The organism is Vibrio qinghaiensis, assembly GCF_002257545.1.
GTDB lineage: Bacteria > Pseudomonadota > Gammaproteobacteria > Enterobacterales > Vibrionaceae > Vibrio > Vibrio ordalii.
Window position 1 is genome coordinate 943439 of the sequence record NZ_CP022742.1, and the last position, 16620, is coordinate 960058.

Below are 16620 nucleotides of genomic sequence, written 5' to 3' on the forward strand. Positions count from 1 at the left end.
GCCCCCAGCCACTGGGTTTATATGAAATTTGTATTATGAGCTTTTCAAAGTGTAGGTCACGGTTTGGCTTTTGCGTAGAAAAACGACCTGATACATCCAAACGACTTGAAGTTGCAGGTAGGCTGCAAGTGAGCTCATCGCCATGAACACAAATAAACTCCATGCTTGGGGTGAGCAAACGTAGCCAGCACTGCTGCAGCTTCAAGTACACAACGAAGGGAAAATAACCATCAGGTCGAGATAAACCTAACATATTGATAGTAATAAGTTTAATCGATTAACCCATCGCATTTTGCGGCGCAGATAAAATCGTTTTTGTGCAGTCCTTTGATGGAATGGCTCCACCAAGTCACGGTCACTTTACCCCACTCCAATAACAAACTGGGGTGGTGGAATTCCGCTTCAGCTAATTGAGCAACTTGGTTAGAAAATGCCCATGCCAACTTGAAGTTTTTGAACACATACACTTTTTCCAACTGGGGGATGCCATCACGTACAACAATAGACCACCCCTCAAGTTCAGTGAGTAGTTGCTGCTGCTCGGGGATCGATAATGCTAGCGCATCAGTGCTACAAGCTTCACAACGTAATTCTTCAAGCATGGGTCTCTTCCTTGGGTTGAAATAAGGGGGCCAACAAGCCTGCCTGCATGGCGCTTTCTACCTGCTGCACAAGATTTTCTTGGCTCAAATGGTACAGTTCTCGTAGATCATCCAACACATAATAAATGGGTTGCATGATATCAATACGATATGGCGTTCTCAGCACTTGTTGGATGTCAAATTTTTCACGTATGGCCGTTTGATTATCAAGGCTATACACGGTTTCAGCGGGGGAGGATAAAATACCTCCGCCATAGATTTTTACACCGTCACTTTCTTGCACTAAACCAAATTCGACCGTAAACCAGTAGAGTCGCGCCAAATAAGCTCTCTGTTTTGGGCTCGCGTTAGCCCCAAGTTTGCCGTAAACCTGAGTAAATGATGCAAAATCAGGATGAGTAAGCATCGCGCAATGACCAAAAATCTCATGAAAAAAATCCGGCTCTTGCAAATAGTCAAACTCTTCACGGCTACGCAAAAACGTGGCAACTGGAAATTTCTTGTCTGCCAACAAGGCGAAAAATCGATCAAAATTGATTAAAGCGGGCACTGGCTCGACTTGCCATCCGGTTTCACGTTGCAAAATACGGTTGATATCGGGCAACTGAGGAGCCTGATCTTTAGAGAGTTGCAGCATCGCTAACCCATCCAAATAGGCTTGGCATGCTCGCTGCTCAATGACGGTCTCTTGACGCGCGATCAGATCATGCCAAATCCGATCCTCTTCGTTACTCCAGTCAATGAAACCTTTGCTATTTAATGGCTTAGAATGATACTTCGTCATACCACAACCTTTTAACAAACCGATTACATTAAGCCTATCGCCTCGTGAAAAGTCTGCCAATCTTAGGCTCGACATCTGACGACGCTCACGCGTAACAAATATTTTACATTTATAGTTTTTTTACTTAGATATCAGGGATATGATTATGACAAACCCGTTTGACTTTACGGCGTTCGCCGACAACACTAAACAGTGCCAACAGATCACAAAATAAACGTGCAAGGGATCGCGATTATGTTTGAAGAAAATTTGACGCCGCACACACCGCTTTGGGTCCCTAGCCAAGACCGCATCAAAGCGTCCAATTTAAGCCAGTTTATTGAGCACGTTAATATGCAAAGTGAGGCGATAGAAAGCTACTCACAACTGCATCTGTGGTCAGTCACCGAGAGAAAAAAATTTTGGTTAGAAGTGTGGCAATTTTGCGATGTGATCGGCTTTCGTGGTAACTGCATTTACGGTGAGGGGGCTGCGAGATGGGACGAATTCACCGCCGCCAGAGACACAATTTGGTTTCCCCAAGCACAACTGAACTACGCGGAAAATCTGCTCTCTTATGCGTTTCAACAACCAGAAGGCATTGCCGTTTGGTTTAAAAATGAAAATGGGCAAAGCAAGAAGCTAACATGGCAGCAACTCAGTGATCAGGTTTCTATTATCCAGCAGTGGTTAAAACAAAATGGAGTTGAAAAAGGTGATGTTGTCGCCGGTTACTTACCCTATATGACCGAAACTTTAGTGGCTATGTTAGCAACGACTAGCTTAGGAGCCGTTTGGACATCAACCTCTCCTGATTTCGGTGTCGACAGCGTAGTGGAGCGTTTCTGCCAAGTACAACCCAAAATTTTGTTCTGCTGCAATGGGTATACGTTTAATGGCAAAACCCACCTCATGGAAGAAAAAAACCGTCAGATTGCCGATGCTATTTCGAGCCTACACAACATTTGTCAGATCGAATATTTACAGCAACGCTCACTCACGGCTGATTTTAACGACGCTTTTTCTGATTGGAATGCGATTCTCGCAAGTTACCTTCCACGTGGGCTACGCTATGAACGCGTTGGCTTCAATGACCCACTGTTTATCTTGTACTCATCAGGTACGACAGGTAAACCCAAATGCATCGCCCATTCGGTTGGCGGTACGATTTTAAATCATCTCAAAGAGCATCAATTACACTGTGATATTCAACCGTGCGATCGTGTATTTTATTACACCACTTGTGGGTGGATGATGTGGAACTGGCATGTTTCGGCGCTCGCTAGCGGTGCTACGTTGGTTATTTATGATGGTAGCCCAATGTATCCGCAACCGGGTGTATTGTGGGATTTGGCAGAAGAAGCCAATATCACTTTGTTCGGTACATCGGCCAAATATTTAGAGGCACTGCAAAAAACCGCGTATTCACCGAGCGATTACTACCCTCTCTCCTCACTGAAAACATTATGTTCAACAGGTTCGGTTTTGTACCCAAAACAGTTTGATTATGTATACGCCAACATAAAAGCGGACTTACACCTCGCCTCTATCTCCGGTGGAACCGATATTTGTGGCTGCTTCGTGCTTGGCAACCCCATATCGCCGGTGTATCGAGGAGAATGCCAAGGCGCAGGCTTAGGACTTGATGTGGCCGTATTTAACGACCTTGGTCAACCCGTGATACAACAACGGGGAGAGTTAGTCTGCTGCAACAGTTTCCCTAATCAACCCATCGGGTTTTGGCATGACGATGGCCAACGTTATCACGATGCGTATTGGAGCAAGTTCTCTGGTGTATGGCACCACGGTGATGAAGTTGAGTGGACCGACAATGGGGGAATACGTTTTTATGGGCGCAGTGACACCACCTTAAATCCCGGAGGCGTGCGTATCGGCACGGCGGAAATTTATCAGCAAGTGAATAGCTTGCCTGAAATACAAGATTCGGTCGCAGTGGGTCAGAAAATCGATAATGATGAGCAGATCATCCTTTTTGTACAACTGGCTCCACAGTGCGAACTCAACCCCCTACTGGTGAACACCATCAAACAGCGCCTAAGAGAAAACTGCTCCCCTCGTCATGTTCCTGCACAGATCCATTCCATCAGTGATGTGCCACGCACCAAATCCGGAAAACTGGTAGAACTCGCGGTGAAACAAGTACTGCATGGCGAGACAGTCAAAAACTTAGGTGCCATTGCCAATCCTCATGTATTAGAAGAAATCCACGCGCTGTTTACATAAACATTATTCTTGAAATAAAGGCGATGGAAGTTGATGTAGGCGCATAGCGGTAAATATTTCGGCAGCTTTTCAAATAACCCGCATCTTTTCGTGTAATTTGTCAGTATGTCAGTGATATGCTTTTGAAAAAGTTTGGAGGAACCGCCTTTATTTATGGATTATATTCACCTTTCAAGAATCAGTTTAAAACACTTAACAGCGCTACACGTCATGCTCAGTACCCGCAGCGTCACGCAGACAGCAGCCCAGCTCTGCATTAGCCCTTCAAGCATCAGTAAAAACTTGTCGCAATTGCGCATTCTCTTGGAAGATGAACTATTTTATCGTGACGGTACACATTTGATACCTACCCCTTTCGCGCTACAAATGGGCCCCACTGTCCATTCAATCCTCTCTAGCATGAATGGATTGCTGCATCACTCAAATTTCGAACCTCAACATTATCAGGGGAAATACCGCCTTGCGATGCGAGAAAGTGCCTTTGAGTTGTTTGCTCCTATTTTGACAAACGTAATAAAAAATCATGCACCGCAAGCTTCCTTTACTATCTACTCGAAAGATCACTATGGCTTCGACGCCCTGCAAAGCGGGTTGATTGATTTCGTCATTTTGCCACACGATATCAGCCAGCCCCCAACGCGGGATAAAGAACTCGTGTGGGAAGTGATGGCTCACGATGAAATGGTCTGCTTAATGCGTAGTGATCATGCTTTAGCCAATGAAGAACTCACTATCGATCACTACCTTGCTCAATCGCATATCGGCATCATGGACAAAGAGCTGGCTGAACCTTTTTTTGAACAGAATTTAGCTCAATCTCATCGAGCTCGTCATGTTCCGGTTATTGTCGCTGACTTTGGTGCGGCCGCCATCTTATGCAAGCATACCGACTCACTCTTTACTTGCTCCAAACGCTGGGCGGAACAAGCGATGCAAGCTAAGGGGTTGCTCGTCAAACCGTTACCTTTCAATTATGGGAAAGTGGCTTACAGCTTAGTGTGGAACAAGCCCAGTATGAACGACCAAGCTTTGAAATGGTTGTGTGATCAGCTCAAAAAACCACACTGATGTTTGTGAATCAACGTTGAAAATTTAGCTCAATGCTCAAAATAAAGAAGGCCAGCACAATGATAGTACTGGCCTTCTTTTATTTTTTCTGATGTGCTCTTATTTTTTAATTAACCCTAGCCATGAGTTATTAGTCAACAAACAGAATTATTACTGATAAGTGTCTAAGCGCTTTCTAGAAAGGAACACTATCGTGACACTTATCAATAACTAAAGATTACGCAAGTTGGTTGGTATGGAACAGTGAAATAACGTAAATAAGCCATTCTCAATCTGGAAAACCATTCAATTTATGATGTTATTTCCTACCAATGCCCATAACAACTGGCGCGAGACCTTTTGAGTTTTTAACCTCAAACGCAACTGCGGTTTCGACTTGGCTAAAACCTGCACTTTTCAGCTGTGTCTCAATTTGGTTTTGGCTAAGACCATAGTCAGGATCATCTTCTTCAACCAACCAATCCCAATGAATAAAGACGCCATGCTCATCTAATAGAGAATGAATGATGGTAAATACTTCATTCAGATTCGGCACAAACGCGCACACAGATGACGCCACAACAAGATCGAACTGTTTGCGAAAGGCCGGATGTTGCGCGACTAGACCACGGGTCAGAAAATCCACCACGGGTTCAACGTTGACCAACTCTTTTTTATCCAACTCTTCAATCATGGCCTCAGAGCCATCTAGCGCGACAATATCTCTGGCATGGCGAGACATCATTTGGCTCAGCAAACCCGTACCACACCCGAAATCAAGAACATGTTTACCTTCGAGAGTGACCCGTTTCTGCAATTGCTGAAACACATTTTGAGCAAAAAGCGTTGTGGATTCGTCCTGCTCCCACTGAGCTGCACACTCATCCCATTCGTTCGCCATCATGGCCTCCGTGTTACTTCTTGTATTGGGGAAATTTCCCCAAGAATAAACCAAAACTGTGTTACGTTCATAGAGTTACAGCTCAATCTTGACTAAGAAATGATGAACTGGCTTTGATTGGCGAGAAAACCGTCAGTTGCTAGCAGAACATCAGATAGGCAGTGGTACTAAAATTGTTTATGATCAACCCATTATTGTGCCTTAGAGAACGTTATGAACCTTTCTCAAATTGAAGCATTTTTCTCTGTCGCGGACACAGGCTCAGTCTCTGAAGCGGCGCGACAATTAGAATGTAACCGAACCAAACTCAGTATGGCGATTAAAGCGTTGGAGAAAGAGCTCGATACCGCTCTGTTTGTGCGCACTGGCAACAACCTGACCTTATCTGAAGCGGGGAAAGCGATTTATAAAGATTGTGAAAGTGTTTTGGTGACTGTTGCACGTATAAAACACACCTGTACGCAAATATCACGGGGCTTCAACGCCGAGATGTGGATTGCCCGTGATGATTCTCTTCCTGATGCCTTGTGGCAAGATTTTGCACACCAGCTGAATAATCGTTTTCCCGCGACCTCGTTTAACCTTGTATTGGCTTCAAGCGGCGACTTAGCCAACTTGATTGCCACTCATCAAGTCGATTTTGCTTTTGGCGTCGATTATGAAAGAATCAACGACCCGCGGATCACTTATCAACCTTTGGGTAAAATCCGGATGATGTCGGTGTGCAAAAGTGACCACCCGCTAACTAAAATTTCGCGAGTCACCGACGAAGAACTGCGCAGAGCAATGCAAGCCGTGATGGTCTATTTAAACGAAAAAGATAACCCCGAATTACAACCTTTCTCTCGTCGCTACATTGGCTTCTCCAGTTTCGATTACATGCTCAATACCATCTTGACTGAGAATGCATGGGGCGTATTGCCAGAACCTTTAATTCGCCACTTCCTACGTGAACAAAAACTAACGGTGATTAAACACACCTACGGTCTCACTCAAGAAGATTACTGCATGTTTACGGCCACGGGCATGGCCGAACACCCTGGCATGAACTGGTTAGCCGATAAGTTGCGTGACTATTTGTTTGATTTTTAATTTTCTTGTTTGATTTTTAATTTTCGTTGTTTGGTTTTTAAGATGCCCACATTTCAAACAATCTAAAGCGAAGACAGTCAGCGTCAATTATCCTGACAGGCAAATAAAAACATAACTAGTTGTTTTAATTAAAAATAAACTTAAACCCCAATATTCAAGCCAACGACCAATACACTTAGAGATTGTCAAAACTGTGCTTTAAGCCAAAATAACAGCATGTTTTCAACAGGTAGTCTTTTATGTGTGCTCGAACAAGAAATAATGAAAATCGCATTTTGACGATTTCAGCCCTTTTAGCTTCTGGCTTTGCTAGCAGTGGTTTGGTAGTTGGTATGCTTGTCGGTTCACTGGTTATCGTGTTTGACGGTGTGTATTCACTGGTTAGTTTGCTGTTAACATTATTGTCGCTGGTGGCGTCACGCTACATTCGTAAACCTTCTGACGCCACTTTTCCTTTTGGACGGGCGGTGCTAGAACCAGCGGTTATTGCCATCAAAGCCAGCGTTATTTTGTTAGTCGTGAGTTATTCGTTGTACTCGGCTGTCATGGCATTGTTTAGCGGTGGTCGAGAAGTTGATGCCTCTATCGCCACTGTTTTTGGCACAGTGAACGTGATTGGTTGTGCGATTGCGTGGTGGTTCATGGTCAACAAGAGTAAACGTTACTCTTCTGGTTTGATTGACGCTGAAGTAAAACAGTGGCAAATGGATACACTACTAAGCGTCGCGGTAACGGTCGGCTTCATTGCCGCTTGGTTGATGACCTTGTCTCCTTGGGCAAAATATGCCGTCTATGCAGACCCAATCATGATGCTATTAATGTCGTTTTACTTTATCAAAGTGCCTTATGACATGCTTAAATCGGCAACGCGTGAATTGTTGATGATGTCACCAAGTAAAGAGATTTGTAAAACCGTGGATCAAGGTGTCATTGCCGTAGGTGAAGAATCAGAGCAAGATATCGAGTTGACTGCGGTGACTAAAGTCGGTCATGAGCTGTGGGTCAATGTCGACATTCGCCCTGATGAGAATGAAATGATTGCACTCGAAGATATAGAAAGTACTCGTCGCTCGCTACATAAGCGTTTATCAAAGCTGCCATTCGTACTGCAATTAACCATGAACGTAGCTCGTTAATCAGTCTCAATTAAACGGAAAAAGCCCTCTCGGGAACGAGAGGGCTTTTTTTATACATAGCAAAGCTGTTGCGATGTCAGGCTATTGGCATTTTCTCTTGCACAGTAGGTTGACGTTCTCTGGTCGCCCACCAACAAATTAAAGAACCCATCGTCACCATAATCACACCTTGCCAAAAGCTAAACCCAAGCGCTACACCTAAGATTAGCGATGAAAGCAAGGTTGAAATCACTGGCGTGAAATAAGAAAGAGTTGCCAATAACATCATATTCCCGCGCAAGATTGCCACATTCCAAAGTGCATAACCGCTGCCCATCACCACACCCGTTAACGCTAAATTCAAGGTTGCTGGAACGGTAAACACTAAAGTGCTTTCGCTGCTAAGAAAATACTTAATCCAGAGGGCGATAGCCGTAGCCATAAAGAACGGGATAATAGCATTTTGTCCATTGGCTAACTGTTTGGTGATATTGCAATAAACAGCCCAAATAATCGCCCCGCCAAACGCCATGCTATAGGTTAAAGGATTAGTCGCAATATTGGCTGAGATTTGCATCACCGAAAATCCACTATCACCAGTAATGGTCCAAGCAACCCCAACAAATGCGAGCGCAACGCTTGGATACACCAGAATATGGACGGGTTTACGGCTGAGAAATACCGCAAACAACACCGTCAAGGCTGGCCACAAATAGTTAATCACCGCCATCTCGAGCGCTTGATGGCGATCATTGGCCATACCTAACGCTAATGCTAAGCAGATTTCGTAGCTCACAAAAAGCGCGCCACCGATCAGAACATAACGCAGAGAAAAGTGTTTGAATTTAGGCACGCCCATGACAAGCATCAGAAATACTGAGCTCACAGTGTAAATCAGTGCCGCCCCACCAATTGGGCTAAATTGCTCGGTGACCGTTCTGATTAGCCCCAGTAGACAGCTCCACAGCAAGATAGCCGCAACACCAAATAGTGTATGTTTATGCTGCTTCAATGATGCCCTTCCTTAACTGCACTATGCAGGTCAGATGTTCCATTCATTTCTTTTAATGAACGGAGCACTCTCGCTGGTGTGCCTCCGACTAGGCTATCAGCTGGCACATCCTGATTGACCACTGAATTTGCAGCGACAACCGAACGCGCACCAATCGTGACTCCTTGATTAATCACAACGTTGCCACCAATCCATACGTCATCTTCAACCGTAATCGGCTTGCAAAATGTTTCCCACAAGCGGCGGCTGCGATAATCCAAAGCATGCGCTGGTGTATAAAACTGGGTGTTAGGGCCAATCAAAACATGATTACCAATCGTGATTTTAGCGCCATCAAGCATAGTGACATTCATGTTGATAAAGGTTTCATCACCAATGGAAATTGTTTCACCGAATTCACAATAGAAAGGAGGCTGCACAACACTTTGTTGACCAATTTGACGATATAGCTGAGTTTGCAATTGATGGCGGGCTGTAGCATCGGCGCATTGGTTGATCTGCAACAGTAAATGTCCTGCTTTGCTACGAATGGCTTCCATTTCTGGGTCTGCACCGTCAAACACCATACCATTCATCATTTTTTCCATTTCGGTCATGAGCCGTTCCTCCTTATGCATCTAGTGTATTTAGACTACTTGGATAAACAAAAGAAAAAAGAGAAAAGCTCACTGTTTCACTTTCCTCTTTAATTTCAGCCAACCGGTAACGCACAGCGAAAAGGCAAGATCAGAGCATATTGCTTTTTTCTAGTCTTATTGATTGAATGGCTTAAACAATCGCCCAACTGTGAGTCATTGTGACACCTTTGCCTAACATTAAGCAGACAGAACAGTACTTTTCTAATGAATCGGTCGTCACTTTTTCAACGACACTAGGGTCAAGATCAACGCCTGATACGTCGAAATGGATATTGACTAGCGTAAAAATCCGCGGTGCGGTTTCACGGCGCTCAGCCGTCAATTTGGCGTTACATGCCGTGACCTGTTGATTGGCCGATTTTAAGCCATCAACCACATCCACAGAGCTACAACCTCCCGCAGCCATCAAAACCATCTCCATTGGGCTAGGCGCGGTTGCACCACCACTGCCATCCATCACCACCGAATGACCAGATTGGGATTGGCCCAAGAACTTGAAATTTTCGACCCACTTTACTTCAGCTTGCATTATTTTTGCTCTCTTCTCTGTGCGATGAAACTACAGGTTATCGGTTGGAAAAATCACGCCCGTTTGGCGGCGTATTTCTGTCAATAATTTGGAAACGGTGAGTGAGCGTAATTTGCATTGCTCATCTATTGTCTTGTTCTGTATCTGATCTGCAAATTTTTGTGCTTCATAAAACATGCGATTGGCGTGTTGCTCAATGCTCAGATCTTGGGTTTGGCCAGCACGGTTAATTCTCGTAATGCGGTTGCAGGTAGAGATCATCTCAACGTGCAGTGCGGCCTCTTCACCTTGAATTTCGCTCGGCAAATAGGAGTCACTGGTTTTTGAATGCATTAATAGCACATCAAAACCGTCATATCCTAAGATCACACTGCCGTTGCCATCAACCCCCGTCTCCAGTAAATGCGCTTGGGCTTGTACCGATTTAGGCTCACCAAACAGTTCAATGGCTGAGCCCAAACAGTAATAACCAATATCCATGATCGAACCATTGGAGAACTCGGGCAAAAAGGTATTAGGCATCTCACCCTTGAGATATTTAGGGTAACGAGAGGAATACTGGCAGTAGCTGAGCACCGCTTTACGGATAGCGCCAATCTGCGATAGCTCTTGTTTGAGAACGGAAAAATTGGGCAAATGTGGGGTTATAAAGGCTTCAAACAGTACCACGCTATGCTGTTTGGCAACTTGATACATCTGCTGTGCTAATGAGAAATCAGAAGCCAGCGGCTTCTCACAGATAACATGTTTGCCCGCTTGCATCATTTGAATCGACTGCGAGCAATGCAGGACATTCGGGCTGGCGATGTACACGGCATCCACATTGTCACTCTCACCTAGGGTCTTAAGGTCAGTAAACAAAGCCGGATCATCGTATTTTTCGGCAAATTGTTTCGCCTTGTCCAGCGAACGGGAATAAACCGCTACGAGCTGAAATTTCCCAGTACCCAATGCCCCTTCAATAAACTGGTCAGTAATCCAGTTAGTTCCAATAACGGCTAAGCGAATCATCATTCTATCCTTTCATTATTTCACCCATTATCTGGAGTTACTCCGCAGGAAGCAATGTTAACCTCACCACTCATTATTTTCAGGTGACTATTATTTTCAGGTAACGATTATTTTTAAGTGAACTAAATAAAGAAAACCCCACTAAGCTTTCGCTTAGTGGGGTTCCAGTTCTTACTCGCAGCAATCCAGCTACTGATAAGTGCTCCCTGCATCAATTCCTTGATAGTCTGCTGATTCCCTCAGCGCATTCCCTTTCATCGCCTTCCTAGCGGTGTCCTTAACTCCGTCGTCCCGACAGATTTGTGCACTTTTCCTTTGCACCGTCCATTAACTTTCCTTGATAACCATCCTAGTTATTCAGCATCCGGCTAATGTCCTTCGCTATCCCTGCCGACAATTCTTCCTGAATCATCGAATCTTCGTCCTGAAGATGACCTATCCTTGGGTCTTTCCTGTTCCGTGTCTGCTTCCTGCTGACAAGCTCAGATTACGGATTTCAATTTTTTCAGCAATCCCCCACCTGTTGTTTTTTCTCTACCAGAAAGAAGGGAAATAAAAATTATCAATTACATTCAAATGGTTATGGTATTTTTATCTCTTTTTATTGCATAAGGAAACGCTGAAGTCTCACGATACGTGTAAGAGATCTCGCACAAACTTAATCCTATAATTGCCTATCACAGCAAGCAAGAAGCCAGGGCAAGAAGGCGAACGTTTTCTGACCACTTGAAACGATCGATTTAACGATCATATTTAGTTGTGATCATATGTTCTCTTTCAAATAATAATCATTATGATGTTTTTAACTGGACCCAATCATGTCTCAATTAACTTTATTTTACGATGCAACCTGTCCATTGTGCGCTCAAAAGATGAAACCTATGGCCGATAAAGCGTATTTGTATTTTGCCAAACATCGTTATCGTTTCTCGTTTTGGCTAACCGGCACCGCTAAATGCAGTAATAAACGATGTTCGCGTTAACTATTTTTCTTAAGCGCCTAGATTGACATTAATTGAAAGCCTATTAATGAGAACTTCCATCCATTTGCAACATGGGACTAGGAGATTCCATCCTTTCTAACGCGGCTTCTACACCGTTTAGTACACTTCACATGATGAATATAATCTACCCAAGAGCGCAACGTTTCACGTTTAATCGACAACCCTTCATTCACCGATAGAGTCATGAACATGTGCTCAAGGAATTGGACTGACCAGTTAATTTTACAGATTGGTATGACGTATACGCAAATCTAAGCATAGGAAAGGATTTCATGCTGTCAAAACACCCCATTAGGCATGAACTTCAGGCTCAATAGAACGTTAACACCGACAATTCCTAGCTTTTCGCCCTTTTTAATCCAATCTAAATCATTTAATAGGAAATCTAATTTTGTAAGCTTATAGCCATAGCCAACTTTCAAGCTAAATGAAACGGGATTTTGGTAAAGTGATGATAAACGCCAGACCCGGCTCTAGAGATCTGACATCAACCTCTCCCTGATGGATAGTGATGACACGTTCAACTATCGCCATCCCCAGACCTACTCCTTGGGCTTTGTTCTGAGTTTCTTTGCCACGGAAAAAACGCTCAAAGATCCGGTCAATATCAATCTGGCTCATTCCCCGGCCGTTATCGGTAATCACCACATGTACATGCTCTTCATGCTCAATGACTTTAGCCCCAATTCGGGTCCCCTCTCCGGAATAACGAATCGCGTTATCCATCAGATTTCGAAACAGACAGTTAAGTAAAATCTCATTGCCCTGAATGGCATAGGTTTTATCATCTGCTTCTAATGTGATTTTTTGTTGTTGCTTCAATGCAAGGGGCACCAAGTCAGCAATCACATTGCGTAGTATCTGGGCAACATCGACGGTTTGGCTTAAATCCACAATCAGCCCGCCCTCTACTTTTGCTAAGGTCAGCAGTTGCTCAATGGTTCGCTCAGAACGAGTAATGCTCTTTTCAATCTGTCTGAGGTCATGGTCTTTTTCCTCTGCACTTTGCGTTTCCAAGGCATTCTGCGCATTAAGCTTGATAACGGCCAGAGGGGTCCGTAATTCATGTGCAGCATCTTGATTAAATCGTTTTTCTCTTTGCCAAGCGGCATCGACTTGATCAAACAGGTAGTTCAAGCGTTTAACTAAGCTATACAACTCGGTTGGTACATCAGTCATATTAAGTGGCGAGAGGTTGTCAATCGACTTCTCTGACACTTCCTTTTCCAAACGGTTGATCGGTGCAAATAAATGATAGGTAAACAGCACCAGTAGCAAACATAAGATCGGCGTTGCCACCAGCATAGGCAGGATAGCTGGGAGCATAATTTTGTTTTCGGCTTCTCTACGCACGCGCTTGTCTTCACCCAGCCATAGCCACATTGGTTCACCCGTTTTCAACTGCGTTAATAGCATGGTGACGCCACGCCACATATTGGATTGCCCCAGATCCTGTATGTCGTTAAAGCCGGGATGACGCATCATCTTTAGATCCACAGGTGGCGCATTAGGAGAACTTACCAATACAGCGCCCTTAGAGTCCAGCAGTAAGAAGGCAAAATAATCCTCAAACAGCTTAGCGCGCGACCATTTTTCTAGATTGTCTTTGGAAGACATTTTACTAGCGATGTTAGCAAAAACAGTTTCTGGGTCTGGGTTTTGGTCTCCACCAATCACTGAGGGGGCGGTCAGTAGCAACACCTTTAAGAGACTCTCACTAAGATCCTGCAGGCGTTCATCTTTAACGTCTATAATAGCCCGACGCGTATCAAGGTAAACCCAGATGGTAGAGGCGGTAATAACTGCGAGGCAAAGTAGCACGCTCGACAATGCAACACGACGTTTAACAGAATTCAGTCTCATACTAGTGTTGGATGATGTATCCGACTCCTCTAATGTTTTCTATGATGCCTTTCGGCATTTTTTTCCGCAGATTATGGATGTGCACCTCAATCGAGTTGAGCCCAGAACTTTCATCCCAACCATGCATGTTTTGCAGTATCTGATTTTTACTTAGCACACGACCAGCATTCGTCATCAGATAGAGAAGAATTTTAAACTCATTAGGCGTCAGATTAATGCACTCGCCAGCAACTACCACTTGGTGTGAATTCACCGACATGGAGACATCGCCAACCACTATGGTGTCATCCGCCATCCCCACAGCTCGGCGAATCAGCGCTCCGATACGCGCCAGTAGTTCTTCAAGTTGAAAAGGTTTAACGAGATAATCGTCTGCACCATGATTCAGCCCATATACACGGTCATTGAGCTCGTCACGGGCACTGAGAATCAAAACCGGCGTCTTGTCACCTTTACTCCTGAGCTCTTTGAGTACTTTGAAACCGCTGATACCCGGTAAAGAAATATCAAGAATGACCAGTAGGAAACTGTCCGTATGCAGTGCGTGAAGCGCACTTTCACCCGATGTTACCCAATCTGCGGTATAGTGATGTCTGACAAGGGAAGCGGTAATCGCATTGCCAAGCATAGGGTCATCTTCAACTAATAATACACGCATGATATCTATCTCTGTTCTGCATCGTGACCCATTCAGCAATGAGAAAAGAAAGATCACTGGCGATGGTTTTTATTAACTGAGTCTCATTGCTTTCAATCCACTGTATCAAACTTCAGAGCCTTGGAAAACGCAAAAAGCCAAATAGGGAATTCATCCAAACTAACAAACCAGACTTAAAAAACATTTAATAAACAACAAAACATTTAATAAACAACAAAACATTTTGTTTTTTGGCCCTACCAGTGCTGGCTTGGAGTTCGGAAACCTCTGTAATACTAATATTGTTGAGTATACTAAGCACATCAGTTTGTACAGATACTTCCATTTTTCTTCGTCGAAGATAATAACTGTTGAGAGACAAAAGTGATGACGAAATCTGACTGCAAGGTGTAATAGCACTCCAATTCTCGAAAACCCGACTTAGCCACCAGCGAAGGCGATAAGTTCAGCCATATTCGCTGTTTGCATGGATCAACGCTTTTAACCTGAGCGCACTCAAACCCGAAATACTCACCAATATAGGGATAAAGCGCTTTGAACAAGCTCTCTTTGGCGGAGAAGATAATTGTGGTAATGACATCGGTACTAAATGGCAGGGACGCCAAACGTTGCCATTCCGATACTGAGCAAACGGAGTTGGATATCTCACGCACTACACTGGTTGCTAACACTTTCTCAATATCCATTCCGATGTAGCTCCTAGTATTCTGGATAGCCGGAAGTACTGCGCATGCAGCAATATCAGCGCAATGTGTAATGGTACCTAAAATACCGTCGGGCCATATCGGGCAACGATTTTCACCTATCGCGACCTGTACCCTGCTAGCAAAAAATCCACCGCAAGTACATATCGCCAGTCTTGCCACATAACGACCAGCCAGAAACTCGGCTCGTCTAGCGCTGACAGCGTGGCTAAGTTCATCAGGGCATTGAATGCTTAACTGCTTGAATAAGGTGTCGTGGTAGAGGCTTTGATTAAACTGGCATACAGAGACGCTCGCACCATGGATAAGAAACCTTTGCTCCTTGTTGATAAACCTACCGCTTATTTGCTCAGATGACTCATGCGCTCCCACTATGGCATCAATATCGGGAAATCGTGTCGCCATAGTTACTGCCTCGTATCCACAGTGACAACCGCGGACAGTCCATTGTCTACCTGAACAGAATCATTGAACACGATCTTCACTGGTACACGTTGCACCACTTTAATAAAGTTGCCCGTCGCATTATTTGGCGGAAGCAAAGCAAAGGTGGAACCTGTGGCGGGCGATACACTATCGATCCGAGCAGAGAAGGTTTTCCCCGGATAAGCATCAATCGTGACATCGACAGACTGCCCCTTATGCATGCGAGATTTTTGCGTTTCTTTAAAGTTCGCCAGAATCCACGGAGTGCGTTCCGATACTAGGCTCACAACAGATTGCCCCGGCTGCACCATCATGCCGACTTGCAGATTACGATTGCTGATCACGCCATCTATTGGTGCCACAATACGGGTGTATCCCAATTGCAGTTTAGCCTGAGACAAGCTTGCTTTCGCTTGCTTAAGCATAGCATCCGCTTTCTCTATCTCGCTTTCCAATACCGCTAGCTTGTCTTGCTGCGTTTTCAGGCTGGCCTTAGCCTCAATATACGCCGCTTCATCAACTTTATAGGCAGAAGCGCCATTGTCACGTTCACGTTTGGACACATAGTTTTGCTTCTCTAAGGCCTGCAAACGCTTGTATTGTTGGTGTGAGTATTGATATTTCGCTTTCGCAGACGTCACCTTGCTCTGGTACTCTTCGATGGCACTTTTCTGCATCTTATACGCCGCATCCGCATTCAACTGCTCTGCCTGACTTTGCGCCAATGTCGCTTCCGCGAGCTGCTCTTTAATCACGAATTCACTATCATCAAGCTGCGCCAGTAAATCGCCTTTTTTAACCTTTTGGTTATCCTTAATATTAATTTTTACCACTTCCGAATTTATGCGCGAACTGACGTTAGTAATGTCCGTTTGAACGTAGGCGTTGTCGGTGGTCTGGAAAAAACGCCCATAGTAATACCAATAGGCACCTCCAGCCAAAACCAACAGCACCAGCACCAGTGGAATCAAAATCTTTATTATTTTTTTCATAGCACGACCAACCAATCAA

Annotated in this window: 15 protein-coding genes and 1 pseudogene; 4 read left to right on the forward strand and 12 right to left on the reverse strand. The window is 44.4% G+C overall.

Annotated elements, in window-relative coordinates:
- Positions 1–269: 269 nt before the first annotated feature.
- Together CCZ37_RS18060 and phhA are read right to left on the reverse strand one after the other, a co-directional pair.
- Complete coding sequence (locus tag CCZ37_RS18060) at positions 270–602, reverse strand: 4a-hydroxytetrahydrobiopterin dehydratase (RefSeq protein ID WP_094501898.1); 333 nt, start codon at positions 600–602, stop codon at positions 270–272.
- On the reverse strand, positions 595–1386 hold the full coding sequence (gene phhA, locus CCZ37_RS18065; RefSeq protein ID WP_094501900.1) for a phenylalanine 4-monooxygenase: 792 nt from the start codon (positions 1384–1386) through the stop codon (positions 595–597). Before phhA ends, CCZ37_RS18060 begins: the two co-directional genes overlap by 8 nt.
- 249 nt (positions 1387–1635) lie before the next feature.
- Between phhA and CCZ37_RS18070 the strand changes: the two genes are divergently transcribed.
- Positions 1636–3609: an acetoacetate--CoA ligase gene (locus CCZ37_RS18070; protein ID WP_094502184.1), complete on the forward strand. Its 1974-nt coding sequence runs from the start codon at positions 1636–1638 to the stop codon at positions 3607–3609.
- Between the two features lie 153 nt (positions 3610–3762).
- Positions 3763–4677: a LysR family transcriptional regulator gene (locus CCZ37_RS18075; RefSeq protein ID WP_208613952.1), complete on the forward strand. Its 915-nt coding sequence runs from the start codon at positions 3763–3765 to the stop codon at positions 4675–4677.
- A 298-nt stretch (positions 4678–4975) separates the two neighbouring features.
- Here the strand turns inward: CCZ37_RS18075 and CCZ37_RS18080 are convergent, their stop codons facing one another.
- Positions 4976–5557 carry a class I SAM-dependent DNA methyltransferase gene (locus CCZ37_RS18080; RefSeq protein WP_038198459.1) on the reverse strand — a complete coding sequence of 194 codons (582 nt, stop codon included), beginning with the start codon at positions 5555–5557 and terminating at the stop codon, positions 4976–4978.
- Positions 5558–5770: 213 nt separating this feature from the next.
- On the opposite strand from CCZ37_RS18080, the gene CCZ37_RS18085 reads away from it, so the two are divergent.
- Positions 5771–6649, forward strand: a complete 879-nt coding sequence (locus tag CCZ37_RS18085) for a LysR family transcriptional regulator (protein WP_094501904.1) — start codon at positions 5771–5773, stop codon at positions 6647–6649.
- A 239-nt stretch (positions 6650–6888) separates the two neighbouring features.
- Complete coding sequence (locus CCZ37_RS18090) at positions 6889–7785, forward strand: cation diffusion facilitator family transporter (protein ID WP_064626630.1); 897 nt, start codon at positions 6889–6891, stop codon at positions 7783–7785.
- A 76-nt stretch (positions 7786–7861) separates the two neighbouring features.
- Here CCZ37_RS18090 and yddG read toward each other — a convergent pair whose 3' ends face one another.
- From yddG to CCZ37_RS18130, 9 genes and pseudogenes are all read right to left on the reverse strand, one after another.
- Entirely contained in the window at positions 7862–8776 is a 915-nt protein-coding gene (yddG, locus tag CCZ37_RS18095; RefSeq protein ID WP_094501906.1) for an aromatic amino acid DMT transporter YddG, read from the reverse strand.
- Positions 8773–9372 carry a sugar O-acetyltransferase gene (locus CCZ37_RS18100; protein WP_026027405.1) on the reverse strand — a complete coding sequence of 200 codons (600 nt, stop codon included), beginning with the start codon at positions 9370–9372 and terminating at the stop codon, positions 8773–8775. The genes yddG and CCZ37_RS18100 overlap by 4 nt, the downstream gene beginning before the upstream one ends.
- Positions 9373–9544: 172 nt before the next feature.
- Entirely contained in the window at positions 9545–9943 is a 399-nt protein-coding gene (locus CCZ37_RS18105) for an OsmC family protein (protein ID WP_010319649.1), read from the reverse strand.
- A gap of 30 nt (positions 9944–9973) precedes the next feature.
- Positions 9974–10954 carry a Gfo/Idh/MocA family protein gene (locus CCZ37_RS18110; RefSeq protein ID WP_094501908.1) on the reverse strand — a complete coding sequence of 327 codons (981 nt, stop codon included), beginning with the start codon at positions 10952–10954 and terminating at the stop codon, positions 9974–9976.
- A gap of 1029 nt (positions 10955–11983) precedes the next feature.
- Positions 11984–12137: pseudogene (locus CCZ37_RS19550) on the reverse strand (ISNCY family transposase); the annotation flags it as partial.
- Between the two features lie 244 nt (positions 12138–12381).
- Entirely contained in the window at positions 12382–13821 is a 1440-nt protein-coding gene (locus tag CCZ37_RS18115; protein ID WP_094501910.1) for a sensor histidine kinase, read from the reverse strand.
- Between the two features lies 1 nt (position 13822).
- Positions 13823–14479, reverse strand: a complete 657-nt coding sequence (locus CCZ37_RS18120) for a response regulator transcription factor (protein ID WP_094501913.1) — start codon at positions 14477–14479, stop codon at positions 13823–13825.
- Between the two features lie 302 nt (positions 14480–14781).
- Positions 14782–15588 (reverse strand): 4'-phosphopantetheinyl transferase family protein, encoded by an 807-nt coding sequence (locus CCZ37_RS18125; RefSeq protein WP_094501915.1) that lies wholly within the window; start codon positions 15586–15588, stop codon positions 14782–14784.
- 2 nt (positions 15589–15590) lie between these two features.
- A complete protein-coding gene (locus tag CCZ37_RS18130; protein WP_094501917.1) occupies positions 15591–16601 on the reverse strand; it encodes an HlyD family secretion protein in 1011 nt (336 codons plus the stop codon).
- Positions 16602–16620 lie beyond the last annotated feature (19 nt).